This window comes from Acinetobacter sp. HR7 (assembly GCF_000773685.1).
Classification (GTDB): domain Bacteria; phylum Pseudomonadota; class Gammaproteobacteria; order Pseudomonadales; family Moraxellaceae; genus Acinetobacter; species Acinetobacter thermotolerans.
Window position 1 is genome coordinate 1 of record NZ_JPQO01000224.1, and the last position, 14,752, is coordinate 14,752.

General features: G+C 46.3%; 15 protein-coding genes. All 15 read right to left on the reverse strand.

Going from position 1 to position 14,752, the window contains the following annotated elements; genetic code table 11:
• Positions 1 to 155 precede the first annotated feature (155 nt).
• Positions 156 to 590 (reverse strand): excinuclease, encoded by a 435-nt coding sequence (locus GW12_RS14595; RefSeq protein WP_034588958.1) that lies wholly within the window; start codon positions 588 to 590, stop codon positions 156 to 158.
• Between the two features lie 19 nt (positions 591 to 609).
• Positions 610 to 1,014: a hypothetical protein gene (locus GW12_RS14600; RefSeq protein ID WP_034588960.1), complete on the reverse strand. Its 405-nt coding sequence runs from the start codon at positions 1,012 to 1,014 to the stop codon at positions 610 to 612.
• A gap of 20 nt (positions 1,015 to 1,034) precedes the next feature.
• A complete protein-coding gene (locus GW12_RS14605) occupies positions 1,035 to 2,264 on the reverse strand; it encodes a beta-ketoacyl-ACP synthase (protein ID WP_034588962.1) in 1,230 nt (409 codons plus the stop codon).
• Positions 2,264 to 2,989 (reverse strand): 3-ketoacyl-ACP reductase FabG2, encoded by a 726-nt coding sequence (locus GW12_RS14610; RefSeq protein ID WP_034588965.1) that lies wholly within the window; start codon positions 2,987 to 2,989, stop codon positions 2,264 to 2,266. The genes GW12_RS14605 and GW12_RS14610 overlap by 1 nt, the downstream gene beginning before the upstream one ends.
• The gene (locus GW12_RS14615) at positions 2,986 to 3,423 is read right to left on the reverse strand and encodes a 3-hydroxylacyl-ACP dehydratase (protein ID WP_034588966.1); all 438 of its coding nucleotides are present in this window, start codon (positions 3,421 to 3,423) and stop codon (positions 2,986 to 2,988) included. The genes GW12_RS14610 and GW12_RS14615 overlap by 4 nt, the downstream gene beginning before the upstream one ends.
• Positions 3,420 to 4,619: a beta-ketoacyl-[acyl-carrier-protein] synthase family protein gene (locus tag GW12_RS14620; protein ID WP_034588968.1), complete on the reverse strand. Its 1,200-nt coding sequence runs from the start codon at positions 4,617 to 4,619 to the stop codon at positions 3,420 to 3,422. The genes GW12_RS14615 and GW12_RS14620 overlap by 4 nt, the downstream gene beginning before the upstream one ends.
• Complete coding sequence (locus GW12_RS14625) at positions 4,609 to 5,160, reverse strand: DUF3261 domain-containing protein (protein WP_375730995.1); 552 nt, start codon at positions 5,158 to 5,160, stop codon at positions 4,609 to 4,611. Before GW12_RS14625 ends, GW12_RS14620 begins: the two co-directional genes overlap by 11 nt.
• A gap of 16 nt (positions 5,161 to 5,176) precedes the next feature.
• Positions 5,177 to 6,460, reverse strand: coding sequence for an NAD(P)/FAD-dependent oxidoreductase (locus GW12_RS14630; RefSeq protein WP_034588971.1), 1,284 nt, complete (start codon positions 6,458 to 6,460; stop codon positions 5,177 to 5,179).
• A gap of 20 nt (positions 6,461 to 6,480) precedes the next feature.
• The gene (locus GW12_RS14635; protein ID WP_034588973.1) at positions 6,481 to 8,805 is read right to left on the reverse strand and encodes an MMPL family transporter; all 2,325 of its coding nucleotides are present in this window, start codon (positions 8,803 to 8,805) and stop codon (positions 6,481 to 6,483) included.
• Positions 8,780 to 9,355: an outer membrane lipoprotein carrier protein LolA gene (locus GW12_RS14640; RefSeq protein ID WP_227504175.1), complete on the reverse strand. Its 576-nt coding sequence runs from the start codon at positions 9,353 to 9,355 to the stop codon at positions 8,780 to 8,782. The genes GW12_RS14635 and GW12_RS14640 overlap by 26 nt, the downstream gene beginning before the upstream one ends.
• 65 nt (positions 9,356 to 9,420) lie before the next feature.
• The gene (locus GW12_RS14645; protein WP_034588975.1) at positions 9,421 to 9,846 is read right to left on the reverse strand and encodes a thioesterase family protein; all 426 of its coding nucleotides are present in this window, start codon (positions 9,844 to 9,846) and stop codon (positions 9,421 to 9,423) included.
• Positions 9,847 to 9,862: 16 nt separating this feature from the next.
• Positions 9,863 to 11,389, reverse strand: a complete 1,527-nt coding sequence (gene hutH, locus GW12_RS14650; protein WP_034588978.1) for a histidine ammonia-lyase — start codon at positions 11,387 to 11,389, stop codon at positions 9,863 to 9,865.
• 5 nt (positions 11,390 to 11,394) lie between these two features.
• Positions 11,395 to 12,273, reverse strand: a complete 879-nt coding sequence (locus GW12_RS14655) for an acyltransferase (protein WP_052127941.1) — start codon at positions 12,271 to 12,273, stop codon at positions 11,395 to 11,397.
• Positions 12,274 to 12,328: 55 nt separating this feature from the next.
• The gene (locus tag GW12_RS14660) at positions 12,329 to 13,063 is read right to left on the reverse strand and encodes a glycosyltransferase family 2 protein (protein ID WP_034588980.1); all 735 of its coding nucleotides are present in this window, start codon (positions 13,061 to 13,063) and stop codon (positions 12,329 to 12,331) included.
• A gap of 4 nt (positions 13,064 to 13,067) precedes the next feature.
• Entirely contained in the window at positions 13,068 to 14,747 is a 1,680-nt protein-coding gene (locus GW12_RS14665) for an AMP-binding protein (RefSeq protein WP_034588982.1), read from the reverse strand.
• Positions 14,748 to 14,752 lie beyond the last annotated feature (5 nt).

Consider the following 14,752-nt stretch of genomic DNA (forward strand, 5'->3'; position numbering starts at 1 on the left):
GCGTCTCGCAGGAGGAATCTCCGTCCTTTAGGTCGGAGAGGATGTCAAAGCACTCATATGATCGTTTAGATGCATTTTTATTCAGATTAATAATGAACAATATAATAAAAAAGCCCACCAATAAATGGCGGGGCTTTTTCCTGAAAATATTCAGATTAAAGTTTTACTAGGTCACCTTTTAGCGCTACACCAGCCACTGCGGTACCTTTAGCACATTGATAAGTCTTGGTGCTCTTGGTTTCATTGGCTTTGTAATAACTCACGATATTAGTTACAGCATTGGCACCACGCGCTTTTGCAGTACGTTCAAACTGGATCAGTGCAGAACGTAGTACATGGTCACAAGACGACTCTGCTGACTTGGCAAAACCATTGGTTTTTTTATTAGTTACCAGACCGCGCTCGATCACTTTCCCACCTGACTTAGTACCAGCCAGATAAAATTTTACAGAACCATCTAACACACCTTCTGCTACAGCACGGTTTACCGCATCCTGAAAGTCAAAGTCATGCATCTGGTCTGCTGACTGAACAGTCGTCATGCCCCCAAAGCCAAGCACAGCGGCTAAAACAAATTGTTTAATCTTCATTATGTTACCCTCTAAAAAATTAATTTAATGATGAACTCAGCTGTGAAAATACAGCATTGTCTAAACGCATTTTCCAAGCCATCGCATTTTTATGGATTTTGTTGCCCTTATGCTCAAGATTACGACTACCAGTAATCTGTGAAGATACCTGCTGACCATTCATCTGATAAGTGACCTGCAAATAGTGGCTACGACGGGTTATACCCGCAACTACACGACTGTTATCAGCTTGTTCAACTGCCCAACCGGCACGTGCCTGCTGTGCAATTGCTTGTCTAATCTGTTTTTGTACCTCTGCTGCAGAAATCTGAGCAGGTACACTAAACTGACGCTGGGGATAGTCAGAAATTTTAACTGTACTACAAGCAGTAAGACTCATTACCCCTGCTGCTGAAAGAACCAGCAGCCATTTTTTCAGTTTCATATTACCCTCTGAAATTATGGTTATTTGTAATTAGATTTTTTAAAGATCAGTGATGTATTAATACCGCCAAAGGCAAAGTTATTGCTCATGATCAGATCGGCGGACATGTGACGCATCTCACCCCGGATATAATCCAATTCTGCACACGACGGGTCAATATGATCCAGATTTAAGGTAGGTACAAATTGCTGGCGCTGCATCATCTCAATGCTCAGCCAAGCTTCAATAGCACCACAAGCCCCCAAGGTGTGACCAAAATAACTTTTTAATGAGCTGATTGGCTTTTTCCCTAAAATACGTAAAGTTGCCTGAGTTTCTGCTACATCCCCCTGATCGGTAGAGGTACCATGTGCATTCACATAATCAATCTCTGTTGCATTCACCTGAGCATCTTTAAGTGCCAGCTGCATACAGCGTCCCATCATTTCGGAATCTGGACGAGTGACATGCTGGCCATCAGTATTACTGCCATAGCCAATAATTTCAGCATAAATTTTGGCACCACGGGCTTTGGCATGTTCATATTCTTCCAGAATCAGACAGCCGGCACCTTCCCCCACCACTAGGCCATCGCGATTCTGATCAAAAGGACGAGGCGTCTGTTCAGGATGATCATTCTTGCTACTGGTTGCTAGCAGCACATCGAACACTGCACAGCCTGCTGCGCTGAGCTCTTCAGCTCCACCTGCCAGCATCACGGTTTGCTTACCGTATTTAACTGCTTCATAAGCCTGACCAATCGCCATTGAGCCAGAAGTACAAGCACTTGAAGTCGGTAAGGTCAAACCTTTCAGTCCAAAATATACCGTCATATTCACCGCACTGGTATGCGACATCATGCGAATATAGGTCGTTGCATTCAGCTGATTCATATTATTTTCAAGCAGCATGGCCCCAAACTCACGGATGGCATCTACGCTTCCTGCTGAGGAACCAAAAGCCACACCAGCGTCGCCACTCGTCAGGATTTCATTACCTAATAAACCTGCATCTTCCAGCGCTTTTTCCGCACAAACCACCGACATCAGGGCAACACGGCCCATGCCGCGAGTGACCTTACGGTTAAAATGCTTTGGTACGGTAAAAGACTCAACCGGACCGCCAAGCTTACTACGCAGATCCGTATAGACTTCCCATTCCGGCATATAGCGGATACCGCTCTTCCCCTCAGCAAATTGTGCAAAAATCTGATCCGCAGTTTCACCTAGCGAGGTGATCCCTGACATTCCTGTAACAACCACACGTTTCATCAGATCAATCCTCCATTCACCGAGATGACCTGACGGGTGATGTAACTCGCGTCATCACTACACAGGAATTTCACCACTTTAGCCACTTCCTCAACCTGTCCCATGCGCTGCATCGGGATCATTTTCAGGGCATGTTCCTTCACTTCTTCCGTGACCATTTCCGTTTCAATCAGACCAGGTGCAACACAGTTAACGGTGATTTTACGTTTCGCCAACTCTAGAGCTAGAGCTTTAGTCGCCCCAATCAAGCCAGCTTTGGCTGCACTATAGTTCACCTGACCTCGGTTGCCCATTACCCCAGATACTGAAGACAAAGTCACGATACGGCCACCCTGTTTCAGGCGAATCATCGGCATCATCAAAGGTTTTAATACATTGTAGAAACCATTCAGAGAAGTTGAGACTACATCATCCCAGTCATCATCAGTTAATGCCGGGAAAGCGCCATCACGAGTTAAACCGGCATTCAGCACCACACCATAGAAAGCGCCATGCTCTGCCACATCTTGCTCCAAGATTGCTGCGATCTGCGCACGATCATTCACATCAAACATCAGTACATGACTGACCTGACCCAACGCCTGAATTTCCTGTGCGACCTGTTCTGCTTCCTGCTGTCTTGAGCGTGCATGTACAGTGACATCAAAACCCGCCTTGGCCAGTTCCAGTGCGATCGCCTTACCAATTCCCCGGCTTGAACCTGTGACTAAAATTCTTCTTCTCACTTTAACTTCCCAATCATGTCATCATTGTCTGCAGGCTCATAAACACTCAGCATTGCAGTAAAATTATGTTCTTTATACTGTATTTCGCAATTAAATTGGCCTAGACCTTCGTGTAGATAACTCTGCTCTACCCGAATACGGACCACGCTGCCTAATTCAAAATAAGGCACCGGCAATTGCATTTTGCGTGTTCCAAGCAAAAAACCGATACGCGGTTGCTGACCTTTGGAATGCCCTTTATGCCCTGCATAGGCACTCACTGTCTGTGCCATCAACTCAATACTGGTCCAGGTCGGTAAACCTTCAGTTTCACAAAACATCAGTTCAGGGCGAATAGTCAGCTCAGCAATCGCAAACTCGTCATTGGTTTCAATCAAATGATCTACAAAGACCATCGGCTTTTCATGTGGAATAAACTGTACGGCATCCATCATGGACATGTAGTTCCTAAAATAAGACTGATATTGCTGCCGCCAAAGGCAAAGGAGTTGCTCATCACATAACGGATCGGCTGATTCAGTTCTGGATTCAGTACGTAGTTCTGATCATCCAGTTCTGGATCAAGCACACCATCCTGATGCAGCGGCAACCAGCTTTGGTCGAGTAACACCTGCTGGCAGATATAAGCTTCAATCGCTCCGGCAGCGCCAAGACAATGTCCGGTTTTATGTTTGGTACTGCTCAACGGTACGTCATGTTCCTGAAATACCGTGCGCACCGCCTTAATCTCCATCGCATCATTTTGCGGTGTTGAGGTGCCATGCATATTCAGGTAACCAATTTCATTGGCTTGAATCCCTGCCATATCAAGGGCTTTCCGCATAGCTTGAGCTGCACCCTGTCCTTCAGGATGCGGGGCAGAAATATGCCAGGCATCCATGGATTCACCACTGCCGAGCAACATCACTGGTGCAGTTTCTTTGGAAAGTAAGAATAAACCTGCTGCCTCTCCAATATTGATGCCATCGCGCTGTGCACCACATGGTTGGCAGATTCCCGCAGAGAGACTTTCCAGGCTATTAAAACCATTTAAAGTCAGTCGGCACAAGGTATCTACACCACCGACCAAAACTGCATCAGCAAGATCAGCATTTAACAAGCGCTGGCCTGCGGCCATGGCTTTAGCGGCTGAAGAACAGGCGGTAGAAATGGTATAGGCTGCACCTTGCCAACCTAAATACTGCTGGATGGCTTTAGCTAGACAGCCCATTTCCTGTTTACGGTGATCAACCAAGTCTTCAGATTGATGCGTGAAATAAGCTTTCATTACAGCTTCATTGTCACCCACCCCAGAAGTCGAAGTCCCCAGAATAACAGCTAGACGATGCTTTGGAAACTGAGCCACATAAGCCTGCACATCGGCTTCTATTTCTTTGAGCGCAGTCAGGGCAAAACGCAGGTTACGTGAATCCAACGGTTTCAGTGCATCTGGCACTTCACTGATCAGTTCACCATGATAAGCACCGACCCAGACTTTCTGTTCCGGCAAGAAATCAGCGCTTTCTGTCAAAGTATTTACAGAATGAGTGAGGTTATATTTAAGCTGGTCAGCAGTTGCCCTCAATGCCGACAGCCCGACACTTAACTGAATCCCGACTGCAGGATGAACGGTGTTGGGATTATGATCCATGCATTCCCTCATCATTTTCTAGTGTATTGCTGACAGGACTGATCACCATCTGGTATGGCACCTGAACATTGTTCAGTTCAATACTGTCATCTAAAGTTTTAATTTTTAGCACAGGCTGGTTCTGAATCAGCACCACCTGCATATCATTTTGTTGCTGTAGGCTGACCTGTGCAGACTGCATTTTGGCAAAATCCGGATAGGTCGCATACAGGATGTCACGCACCACATAATCAAAAGGCAGCAGCTTCATGGCATCAATACGCTGCTCCACCTGAAGTTTATGACCATTAAAGCTAAGCTTAAATAGCTGTTGTCCAGTCAGGCTCAGCGCCACCATGTCTAGGTTACTGCCCTGTTGTTCCTGATACAGCAAGAAACTAAAGCTATGTTCCTTCCATTGAACTTCAATCTGGTCCTGACGCTGATAGCTTTGCGCAGGCCAGGTCAAAGTCACCAAGCCTTGAGCTTGCGGAATCAGGCTTTGACAGCCGCTACAGAGCAATAGGCTGGCCAATGCAAGGGAGATTAGCTTTAAAGGCATTCTTGCTGTCATCAAATCAACTTTCCTGTGGTAGTGCTTCACGGCAATATTCTGCCAAAGTGTTTAAACGCTGTTTTGCATTCTTATGAATCGGGTTAGTCGTATCCCAGGCATATCCTGCCAATAAGGATGAAATCATACGGCGAATCCGGTCTTCCTGACGGGTTGAGAATACAACGTCCTGGAATTCACCGGAATACCAGGATTCTACATAAGCCCGGAACACCTGAATGCCCTGGCGTAATGGTTTCTCATATTCTTCCATCCAGTCAACGCTTTGGCCTTGCAACACTTTATTGACCAATGGAATTGCCAAGCTGGAAGACTTCAGGGCAATCGTGACACCCGAAGAGAACACTGGATCCAGGAACTCACCGGCATTACCCAATAAAGCATAGTTACGTTCAGCCAGATGTTTAACATTCGCAGAGTAACCTACGAGAGTGCGTACTGGTGTATCAAACTTGGCATTACGTAGTACATGCGACAGACTTGGATCATCGGCCAGAATTCGTTTAAACAGGCTTTCCAGGTCTTGGTCAGTAGAATCTTCAAAACCGTATTTTTCAAAGAAATCCTGTTCAGCCACAATACCAAAAGATGAACGGCCATCGGCAAAGGGAATCAACCAGTACCAGGCACGATGATCCATATCATGTACCGTGATCAGGATTTTCTGACGGTCAAAGTCTGGATCATCCAGGATGCCATCTTCAATATGAGTAAATACGGCACGACGGACCGGGAAATCTGACGGACTTTCCAGATCTAAAAATTTTGGCAAGATTCGGCCAAAACCACTGGCATCCAGCAGGAATTTTCCCTGAATTTGATAGCTTTCACCCTGCTCATATTTTACAGTCAGGACTGGATGTTCAGGTTCTACATCAACTGCTGTCACTTCATGACCAAAACGGATCTCAGCTCCTTTCTTTTCAGCTTCCAAAGCTAATAAATGGTCAAACTGAGCACGACGGACCTGCCAAGTTGTTCCCGGGCCTTCACTAAATTTTTCGGTAAAATCATAGAAACTGCGCTGTGGTCCACGCAGGAATGCCGCACCATTTTTAAACTGGAACGCATATTCATCGACATGTGCACGAACCGTATCCAGCAGACCCGCTTCTTCCAGAAAGACCATCGACTGAGGCAACAGTGACTCACCAATAGAAAAGCGCGGAAAATACTGCCTTTCAATCACCGTCACTTGATAACCTTTCTGTCGCAGTAAGGCTGCTGCCGAACTGCCTGAAGGACCTGCCCCAATAATCAATACATCTGTCTGCTGCATGGTGCTCATTGCACTTTTACCTTTATTTTTCAGCGCTTCGGCTGATACTGCTCAATTACAACGTGCTTTTCATCTGATGAAGTAAATAACGTTGCATAAATAAATGCGAAAATAACGCCCAATAATACGGTCAGGCCAAAGCAATGAATGGCATAAGTCTGACTAAAGGACAATAATCCAAAACCAAAGAAGGTTGACATCATGCACAGGAACAATGCCATACCCACGACTTGAGGATGGTCATGCCCATGTCGGTAAAAAATTGCGTAATCCACCCCAATCCCGATGATCAGGAACGTGCCCATAATACTAAACAGGTTAATCTCGACACCGAGCCAGGCCTGAATGGCGAAGGTAGTCATCAATGCCATACTAACGGGCAAAATCAAAGGCAGGATGGATTTTTTGCCATACAGTGTGCCTAAGCCAATCGCCAAAATGATCAAAGCGATGACCAGCAGTTTCTGTGCATGTTCACGATGCTGTTTAAATAAGGTCGATAACTGGCTAACTGGACGAAGTAGCTGTACATTTGCTGAAGTCAGCTGTTCCAGTGCCTGAATATCCTTCACGTTTTGCAGCATGACCAGACGTTCGGTTGGACTCATCTGCAAGAATGCCAATGGATGATCTTTAAATTGGGCTGCGGTTATCAAAGGTTGATTTGCTAACTGTTGTTGCCAGCTCAGCACATCTGGGGCATTCAGTTGCATGGCTTCTGCATAGCTCACCAAATCTTGTTGGGGAATTTGCTGTAATAGTCTGATGTTTTGTTGTTGGGTTGCTATAGGTACTAGCCATTGTCCCAAAGCCTGTACTGCTTCGAGCTTACCTTGTTCTTGTAAACTGCTTAACTTGGCAAGAAGTGCTGTTTCATGCTGTTCCAGTTCTGCTGGGGTATACCCCCGCACAACAAAGTATTCACTGCCCTGCTGCTGCATAAAGCGTTCGCGCACATACTGGTCTTCCTGTTTCAGCTGCCGATCCATACTTTGCAGGTTACGGATATCATCATTACTTTTCAGGAAGAACAGGCTGCTACCAGTCACAACTAGAATGATGGCAATCAGACCATAACGTAGTGAGTTACGAGCCTGAATCCAATTCCGGGCTTTACCAATAAATGCCAGGGTCCGAATTGCAGGTTCGGCATTCAGTGCTGGCAAACGAGGCAGCAACAAGATACTGGTGATCCAGGCACCAGCCAGGCCAACCATGGAAAATACCGCGATCTGCTTAAAGCCTGGGAATGGGGTAAAACTTAGCACCACATAGGCCAAGAGTGTCGTCATCAGACCAACGAACAGGCTTGGCAATAAAGGCTTTAAGACTTCAAATCCATCGATATGACGATGCTGCGATTGCATCGCCATAAAATAGAAAGAAAAGTCGACACAGACCCCGATCAGACTGGCACCAAAGACCAATGTCATCAAGTGAATTTCACCAAATAAGGCATAGGTCGCAGCAAAAGCCACCAGACAGCCGGTTCCGACAGCGATCATTTCGGTCAGCATTGGGCGAATGGAACGGAAGCCGAACCAAACCAGCAATAAAATGCCGAGTGTCGATCCCACACCAATGGTGGAGATTTCTTCTTTGGCCGAAGTGGTTCCGAACTGGGCAAACAGTAATGTCCCAGTCCAATGTAGCTGTACTTTAAGTGATTTTAACTGCTCATTAGCTTGCTGAATAAAGGCAGAAGTCTGTTCCTGATAATCAATATTATAAGGGCTGTTATTCAACTGTAGAACGATCAGGCGTGATAAGCCTTGATCATCATGTATGGTGGCAAAGCCCTGCTCCAGCTGAATGTCATTATTGCCCTGCAAACCACTCAGCCCAATGGCATAACGTGGAAACAGTAAAAGTGGATCCTGCTGCAATAGCTCTGCGGTGATCGGCATGCCCGGACTCATCAGTTGCAGCATACTCTGTTCTGTTAATGACTGATGGTCCTGCTGTTGCAGCAGCTCACGGTCCTGTGCAGAAAGCAAACCGGCTCGATGCTGGAACAGAATTTGGGCAAACTTTTGCTGATCGATTTGTGCCTGAACTGGCTGAAACAGCTGGCTCTGACCGACTTGCTTACGCAGTAAAGCTGTTGCCTGATTCAGGCTAAGCTCATCCGGAGCATCGAGTACCACAAAGACCTTGTCATTCAGCTGTTCACTGACATACTGCTGCGCCCGTTCCAGATCGGCATCCTGATGTGCTTCTGGCAGCAAGGCAAAGATATTGGTCTGGATACGAATATCCTGACGCAACCAGGCCGTCCCGAGTGCAATCGCGATCACACTCAGGATCACCAGCCACAGTGCGGTAAACTTATTTTGCCAGCTGGAAAAGCGCATTTTCTGCTGCCGTTAAGCTTTGTGGCTGAGCCGTTTGCTGGCTAAAACGAATGGTGGTGCTATTCCTTGCCTGCTCATGAATCACAATCTGATTCACATAACGCTGACCTTGTGCATCTACCTGAATAAACAGTTTTTTAAACAGGCTGCTTTTCGGTTTCAGCGTCACATTCCACTCTGCCGGTGTATAACGTGCTGAGACCACGGTAAAGTTTTTGGCCAACGCTGCTTCATTGCCTGACATCAGCTGTAGGAACATGGTGGCGACTGAACCATACGGGGTTTTGTCGACTTCAATCTGACTGGAAGTGCGCTGGGTTTTCTGCACCAATTTTTTCTGGGTCACAATCAGATCGGCTTTGACTGGACTTTGAATTTGCCATAGTACACCCTGATTTTTATGGAATAGGATCGTGCCTTTGGATACATAGGTCTTGTTCAGTGAAGCCAGTTTTTTGTGCTGTTCAAAATTAGCCCGTACCACAGGTGTTGCTGACAGCTGAGTGAACACCTGCTGTAGCTGGGTATTTTGCGCATGTGCTACCGGCATGCTGAGAGTTAAGCTGACAGCCGCACAGCTACATGCTGCTGCGAATTTCATCTGTTGCAAGAATTTCATTGTGCATTGGCCTGAAACGCTGACCACGCATAAAGGCGGTCAAATAAAATCTGAGGAGACTGGAAACACATTTCCCGGGTTTCTATGTCTACAGCCACTTGAGTGGTATAACCCTTGGTCAGCCGTTTGCCGCTTTCAGCATCAAAAATCTGATATTCAATTTTCAGACGATTTTCCCATTCTTTCAGAATCGCCCGAACACGAATTTTTTGTTCAAACAAGATGCCATGCGCATAACGCACATGACTTTCAATCACTGGCCATGCATAGCCTGATTCACGCATCTGGTTATAGTTGTACTGAAATTGATCCAGCAACTTGCAGCGGGCAATTTCAAAATACTTCAGATAATGTCCATGCCACACCACATTCATGGTGTCCACATCATGAAAAGGCACTTCTATGATCACATCGGCATGCATGACGAATTTCCTGTGTTTAAGATAGGATGGCGCTGCTGAACAGCTCCAGATTTTCAAAACGGTCAACCAAAGTTTGCAGCTCCTGCTGCAACGGGCGATCTTCCTCCACATATTTGAAGGACTGAAGAACCCATTGTTGGAATGCAGTTAAAACTGGGGTTAATTCTGTATCTAGACCTTTTAGCCAGACTGCCTGCACACAGGCACAGCTCAACGCAGCAATCACCTGTTCAGTCAGAAGAATCACACGGCTAGCATCACGTGCAGCAATGGTACCCATACTGACCTTGTCCTGGTTATGGCATTCTGTAGAACGTGAAAAAATTGAAGCTGAAATGGTCTGTTTCAAGGCTTCTGCCGTCCATGCAGAAACACCAATCTGTACGGCTTTAAATCCATGATTCAGCGGTAAGCGCTCAAGGCTAGAACCCGTCAGGTTACGTGGTAGACCATTATTCATCTTGTAATCTACCAGTTGTGCCAGCTGACGATCCATCAGGTCGGCAATATTGGCAATCATGATCTTAAGACTGTCCATGGCTTGAGCAATATGCCCACCATAGAAATGCCCGCCATGTAAGACACGCAGATTCACTGGATCAATCAAAGGATTGTCATTACTGGAGTTCAACTCATTTTCAATAAACTGACGCAGCCAGACTTTAGAATCTTCAAATACGCCAATGATATGCGGTGCACAGCGCAAAGAATAACGGTCTTGCAGACGTGAGCTTTGATGTTCAGTTTGTACTTCACTATTCAGCCAGTCACGCAGTTGTGCCGCAATATTTTGTTGTCCCGGATGCGGTTTTTGGGCAAACAAGATTTCATCAAAATGGCTTGGATTTCCTTCTAGCGCCAGCACATTCATCGCGGTGATTAAAGTACTAGTTAGGGAAATCTGCTCTGCCTTTTTATAGTTGAGGCAAGCAATTGCAGTCATCACGGCTGTTCCATTCATCAGTGCTAGACCTTCTTTAGGACGCATCACATGCGGCTGCAGGCCTTTGGCTGCATATACCTCAGCAATTGGAATGATTTTGCCTTGCCAATACACATCCCGCTCACCGACCAGTGCACCAGCAATATAAGACAATGGCGTTAGGTCACCACTGGCTCCAACCGAACCTTCCGAAGGAATCACCGGAATGACATTTTCATTCAGCATCCAGACCAGGCGTTCCAGCAAAACATATGAAACACCGGAATAACCACGTGCCAGTGAACACAAGCGGGTGACGACTACGGCACGTGCAGTAATCAGATCCAGATTCTGGCCTAGGCCGCAACCATGAAAGCGGGACAGATGTAGAGGCAGTTCATTGACCTGATGCGGAGGAATTTCGACCAGACAGGAATCACCATAACCGGTGGTCACACCATAAATGACGCCTTCTTCTTCCAGAAGTTGATCCAGAAAGTCAGCTCCACGCTGGATCAGCTCACGCCATTCCTCTGAACTTGGTAAAGCGACCTTTTTTTCCTGACGTGCTACTGCCACCACATCTTCAATGGTCAGTGCAGTTTCCCCTACAATCAACACCCGTCTTACCCTCTATCCCAAAAATTATAAAAATTGAACCATTGATATGGCGCACGCATACAATGTTGTTCTAATAAAGCCACATAACTACGCGTCACCTGTTGCATAGACTGCAGGCGGGTCTTACGTGGAAAATTGAGTTGCTCTGCAACCGAATGGATATGCACTTCAAAATGCTGCTGCATGCGATAGCAAAATACAGCCAATACCGGTGCCTTGAGTAAACTTGCCAAGATCCATACGCCTTGAGGCCATTGGGCTGGCTGCCCTAAAAAATCAAACGTTTGCACACGATCAGACTGTACCGGCACACGGTCTGCTGCCACGATAATCCATTCACCCTGATCCAGTTTTTCCTGGAGAATTAACGCGGTTTCCATACCCAATTCATCAACTGAAATCAGGTTGACATCGGCGTGATCATTCAGCTTTTTCAGAAATTGGTTAAACTTGGTGGCATGCTTCTGATAGACCAGCACATTAATCTTCTGCGGATGTTCTGACTTGATGGCACGCAGCAATTCAATATTGCCAAAATGCGATACGACAATCACTGCGCCTTTTTGGTAATGGTTGCGGAAATGCTCATGACCATGCAGCTTTAATTGCTGTTCAGGAATATGCCCCAGCCAGCCTTCAATCTTGTCGAGAATGCATTCTCCGAACTGCATTAAATGCGTATAGGTGTTAGGCAAGCCTGGTAAAGTCTTAAAAGGAGATTGGTTGCCAACAAAATGATGCAGGCTTTGCAGATATTGTAGTGATGCCTGACGTGCAGTATTGGAAAATAGCCAGTACCACATAATTACGAAGTACAACACGATACGACATAACCATCTGCCGCCCAGGCGATAAAAACCCAGCATCAACATCAATGGCAACATGCCACCACGCTCGCGGATGGCATTCCATTTTTTAGCCTGAGCGTCTGCCACCGGATTAACCTTTCACCTTGTGATAAACCAGTTTAGGTAAACGAACTAACATCCCCGCAAACAGGCGTGAATGTGCCTTGGTTAGGCCCACATTGTCTCGCCACACATTAAAGTGTGAGATGCCATTTTCAGGATAGATCACCCGAGTCGGTACATTCACAAATGGTACATTGTCCCATTTCAGGCGCACCAGAATTTCGGTATCAAAGCCCATACGTGGCTGGAATTTTGCGGTTTTCAGAATTTTGACCGTGCTCGCCAGTGGATAGACCCGGAAACCGCACATACTGTCCTTGATATCAAACGACAGGCTATTAATCCACACCCAGATATGCGTTGCATAACGGCCATAGAGACGCTTTTTCGGCACGGATTCATCAAACACTGGCTGACCAATCACCATTGCTTCCGGGTTCTGCTGTGAAGCGTCCAGAAAACGCTGTACATCTTGCCAGTCATGCTGACCATCAGAGTCCAGCTGCAAAGCATGGCTAAAGCCACGTTCAGCAGTATGGAACAGACCAGTGATGACCGCTTTACCTTTACCTTGATTGACCTCGTGCTCAACTAGATCAACCAGTTCGTTTTCAGCAGCAATCTGACGCAACAACTGAGTACACTCCGCCCCACTGCCATCATTCACCATAATGATCGGCAGCTGAAAGCTATTCAAATGCTGGACTAAGGCATGCAGATAATGCGGGTGGTTATATACCGGAATTACAAAACATTGTTTCATCAGTTCAGCCTGTCACCTGTGGTTGTTGCTGTTCCAGCGCAAAGAGTAGACGACCGGATGCCAAAGTTTTATCTCTGAGTTGCAGCTCAAAACTGACTTTATGCGCTTTACGCTTCAAAGTGAGATGAACTGCCATATAGGGACGAATCAAATCCTGGAATTTTAACTGTTCAAAACCACTACACCAGTGCAAATCTGCCCAATTTTGTCGCGCAAAATGCTGGATAAAGCCAATCTGCCCCACACCCGGATATATCGGATGACCCGGGAAATGCCCCTTGAAACATTCCAGTTCTGGTGTGAATTCAAGCTGGTAGGAGATTTGATCTTCATCCACCTGATGTTCAAGCACTACGGGTAATTGCATCGGAGAAAACAACGATTTCAAATATTGTTTATTTAGCTTGGACTGCGCATTTTGCGGCATCTGGCTCAAGAAGCGCCACTGACGTGGAATCGCCATGCTTTCTAGTTTATTTACTAGCTGGGCTTTTAATTGCGCCGCAAATTTGGCCTTACCTAAAGCAATTAGTTCTGCACGTGCAGCCTCAGTCAAAACCACAACTGCTGCAAGGATCTGACGGTGTTCTTTTTCATACACTAGCACATGACTCTGCTGCACGCCTTCCACAGTTAACAGGCTTTGCTCGATGGCATCCAGACTTAAGCGTTTTTCTTCTAGCTTTACAATCCGGTCCAAACGCCCTAATAACTTGAATGTCGACTTTAGGTTCTCTGAGTCAGTCAGTTCAACCTTATCACCCGTCAAAATCCAGTCTTGACTATAGGCATGATCAGCACGAACCACGAGTTCACTCTGTTCCCCTGTGCCAACTTCAACGTTGGCAAAAGGCGTCCATAAGGCATCATCCGCCTGTCGATGGGCAATCCCTCCAGTTTCTGAGCTGCCAAAAACTTCAGTGATTGGGCTGTTCAGATAAGGACGTACGCCTGCATCCAGCTTGCCCCCGGATGAATAGACCAGCAGGCAATCTTGCAACAGCACATCTGTAGTCCAGCGTTTTAAAAGGGCTGGACTGGAAATCACGTAGTTTGGTCGCTGGAATCCAGCAATTTTCTGCTGAATATCAGCTACATCTTCAGGAAAGGCCAGCTGATGCTGGTAAAAACTGCGACCACTGGCTAAAGGCCACAATAATTTAAATAGCAAGCCATAAATATGCTGATGACTGACGGTGGCAATCGCAATCGTATCTGCTGGCAGGCTAAAGCTGGCATCCAGCCCTGCAACTTCATTAAAAAGTTGTTCTAAGGTACGTGGAATTTTTTTTGGCTGACCGGTAGAACCCGAAGTATAGAAATAGACTTGAGCTTGACTTAAAAATGCATCATCCAAATTCAACTGGATCGCATCAGAATCATGTTGTAGCTCAAAACGCTTTAGAAAATGAATCTGTTCAGCTGCCAGTTCTCGTTCCAGTTCACTGACCCGGTTCGGGGGCAACAGGACTTGCTTCCCTGCTTGTAGCGCTGCGAAGAAGAGCACCAGAAACTCATAGCTATCTTGCTCCCAAAGCGCCCAAATAGAAGAAGCTAAAGGCTGAATCTGAGCCGCCTGCTGTTGTACATCCTGCCAGAAATTCTGAAAAGAAACAGGCGTCAGATCTGCTTTTACACAAAGCAGGCGTGATGAATTTACATGGTGCTTAAAGTGACAAGACATACTCA

Bases quoted from the DNA above. Each gene is read 5' to 3' on its own strand.
- GW12_RS14660 (WP_034588980.1), bottom strand. From the start codon at position 13,063: ATGAAACAATGTTTTGTAATTCCGGTATATAACCACCCGCATTATCTG.
- GW12_RS14635 (WP_034588973.1), bottom strand. From the start codon at position 8,805: ATGCGCTTTTCCAGCTGGCAAAATAAGTTTACCGCACTGTGGCTGGTG.
- GW12_RS14605 (WP_034588962.1), bottom strand. From the start codon at position 2,264: ATGAAACGTGTGGTTGTTACAGGAATGTCAGGGATCACCTCGCTAGGT.
- GW12_RS14655 (WP_052127941.1), bottom strand. From the start codon at position 12,273: ATGTTGCCATTGATGTTGATGCTGGGTTTTTATCGCCTGGGCGGCAGA.
- GW12_RS14665 (WP_034588982.1), bottom strand. From the start codon at position 14,747: ATGTCTTGTCACTTTAAGCACCATGTAAATTCATCACGCCTGCTTTGT.
- GW12_RS14595 (WP_034588958.1), bottom strand. From the start codon at position 590: ATGAAGATTAAACAATTTGTTTTAGCCGCTGTGCTTGGCTTTGGGGGC.
- GW12_RS14645 (WP_034588975.1), bottom strand. From the start codon at position 9,846: ATGCATGCCGATGTGATCATAGAAGTGCCTTTTCATGATGTGGACACC.
- GW12_RS14625 (WP_375730995.1), bottom strand. From the start codon at position 5,160: ATGCCTTTAAAGCTAATCTCCCTTGCATTGGCCAGCCTATTGCTCTGT.
- GW12_RS14630 (WP_034588971.1), bottom strand. From the start codon at position 6,460: ATGAGCACCATGCAGCAGACAGATGTATTGATTATTGGGGCAGGTCCT.
- GW12_RS14600 (WP_034588960.1), bottom strand. From the start codon at position 1,014: ATGAAACTGAAAAAATGGCTGCTGGTTCTTTCAGCAGCAGGGGTAATG.
- GW12_RS14620 (WP_034588968.1), bottom strand. From the start codon at position 4,619: ATGGATCATAATCCCAACACCGTTCATCCTGCAGTCGGGATTCAGTTA.
- GW12_RS14640 (WP_227504175.1), bottom strand. From the start codon at position 9,355: ATGCCGGTAGCACATGCGCAAAATACCCAGCTACAGCAGGTGTTCACT.
- GW12_RS14615 (WP_034588966.1), bottom strand. From the start codon at position 3,423: ATGATGGATGCCGTACAGTTTATTCCACATGAAAAGCCGATGGTCTTT.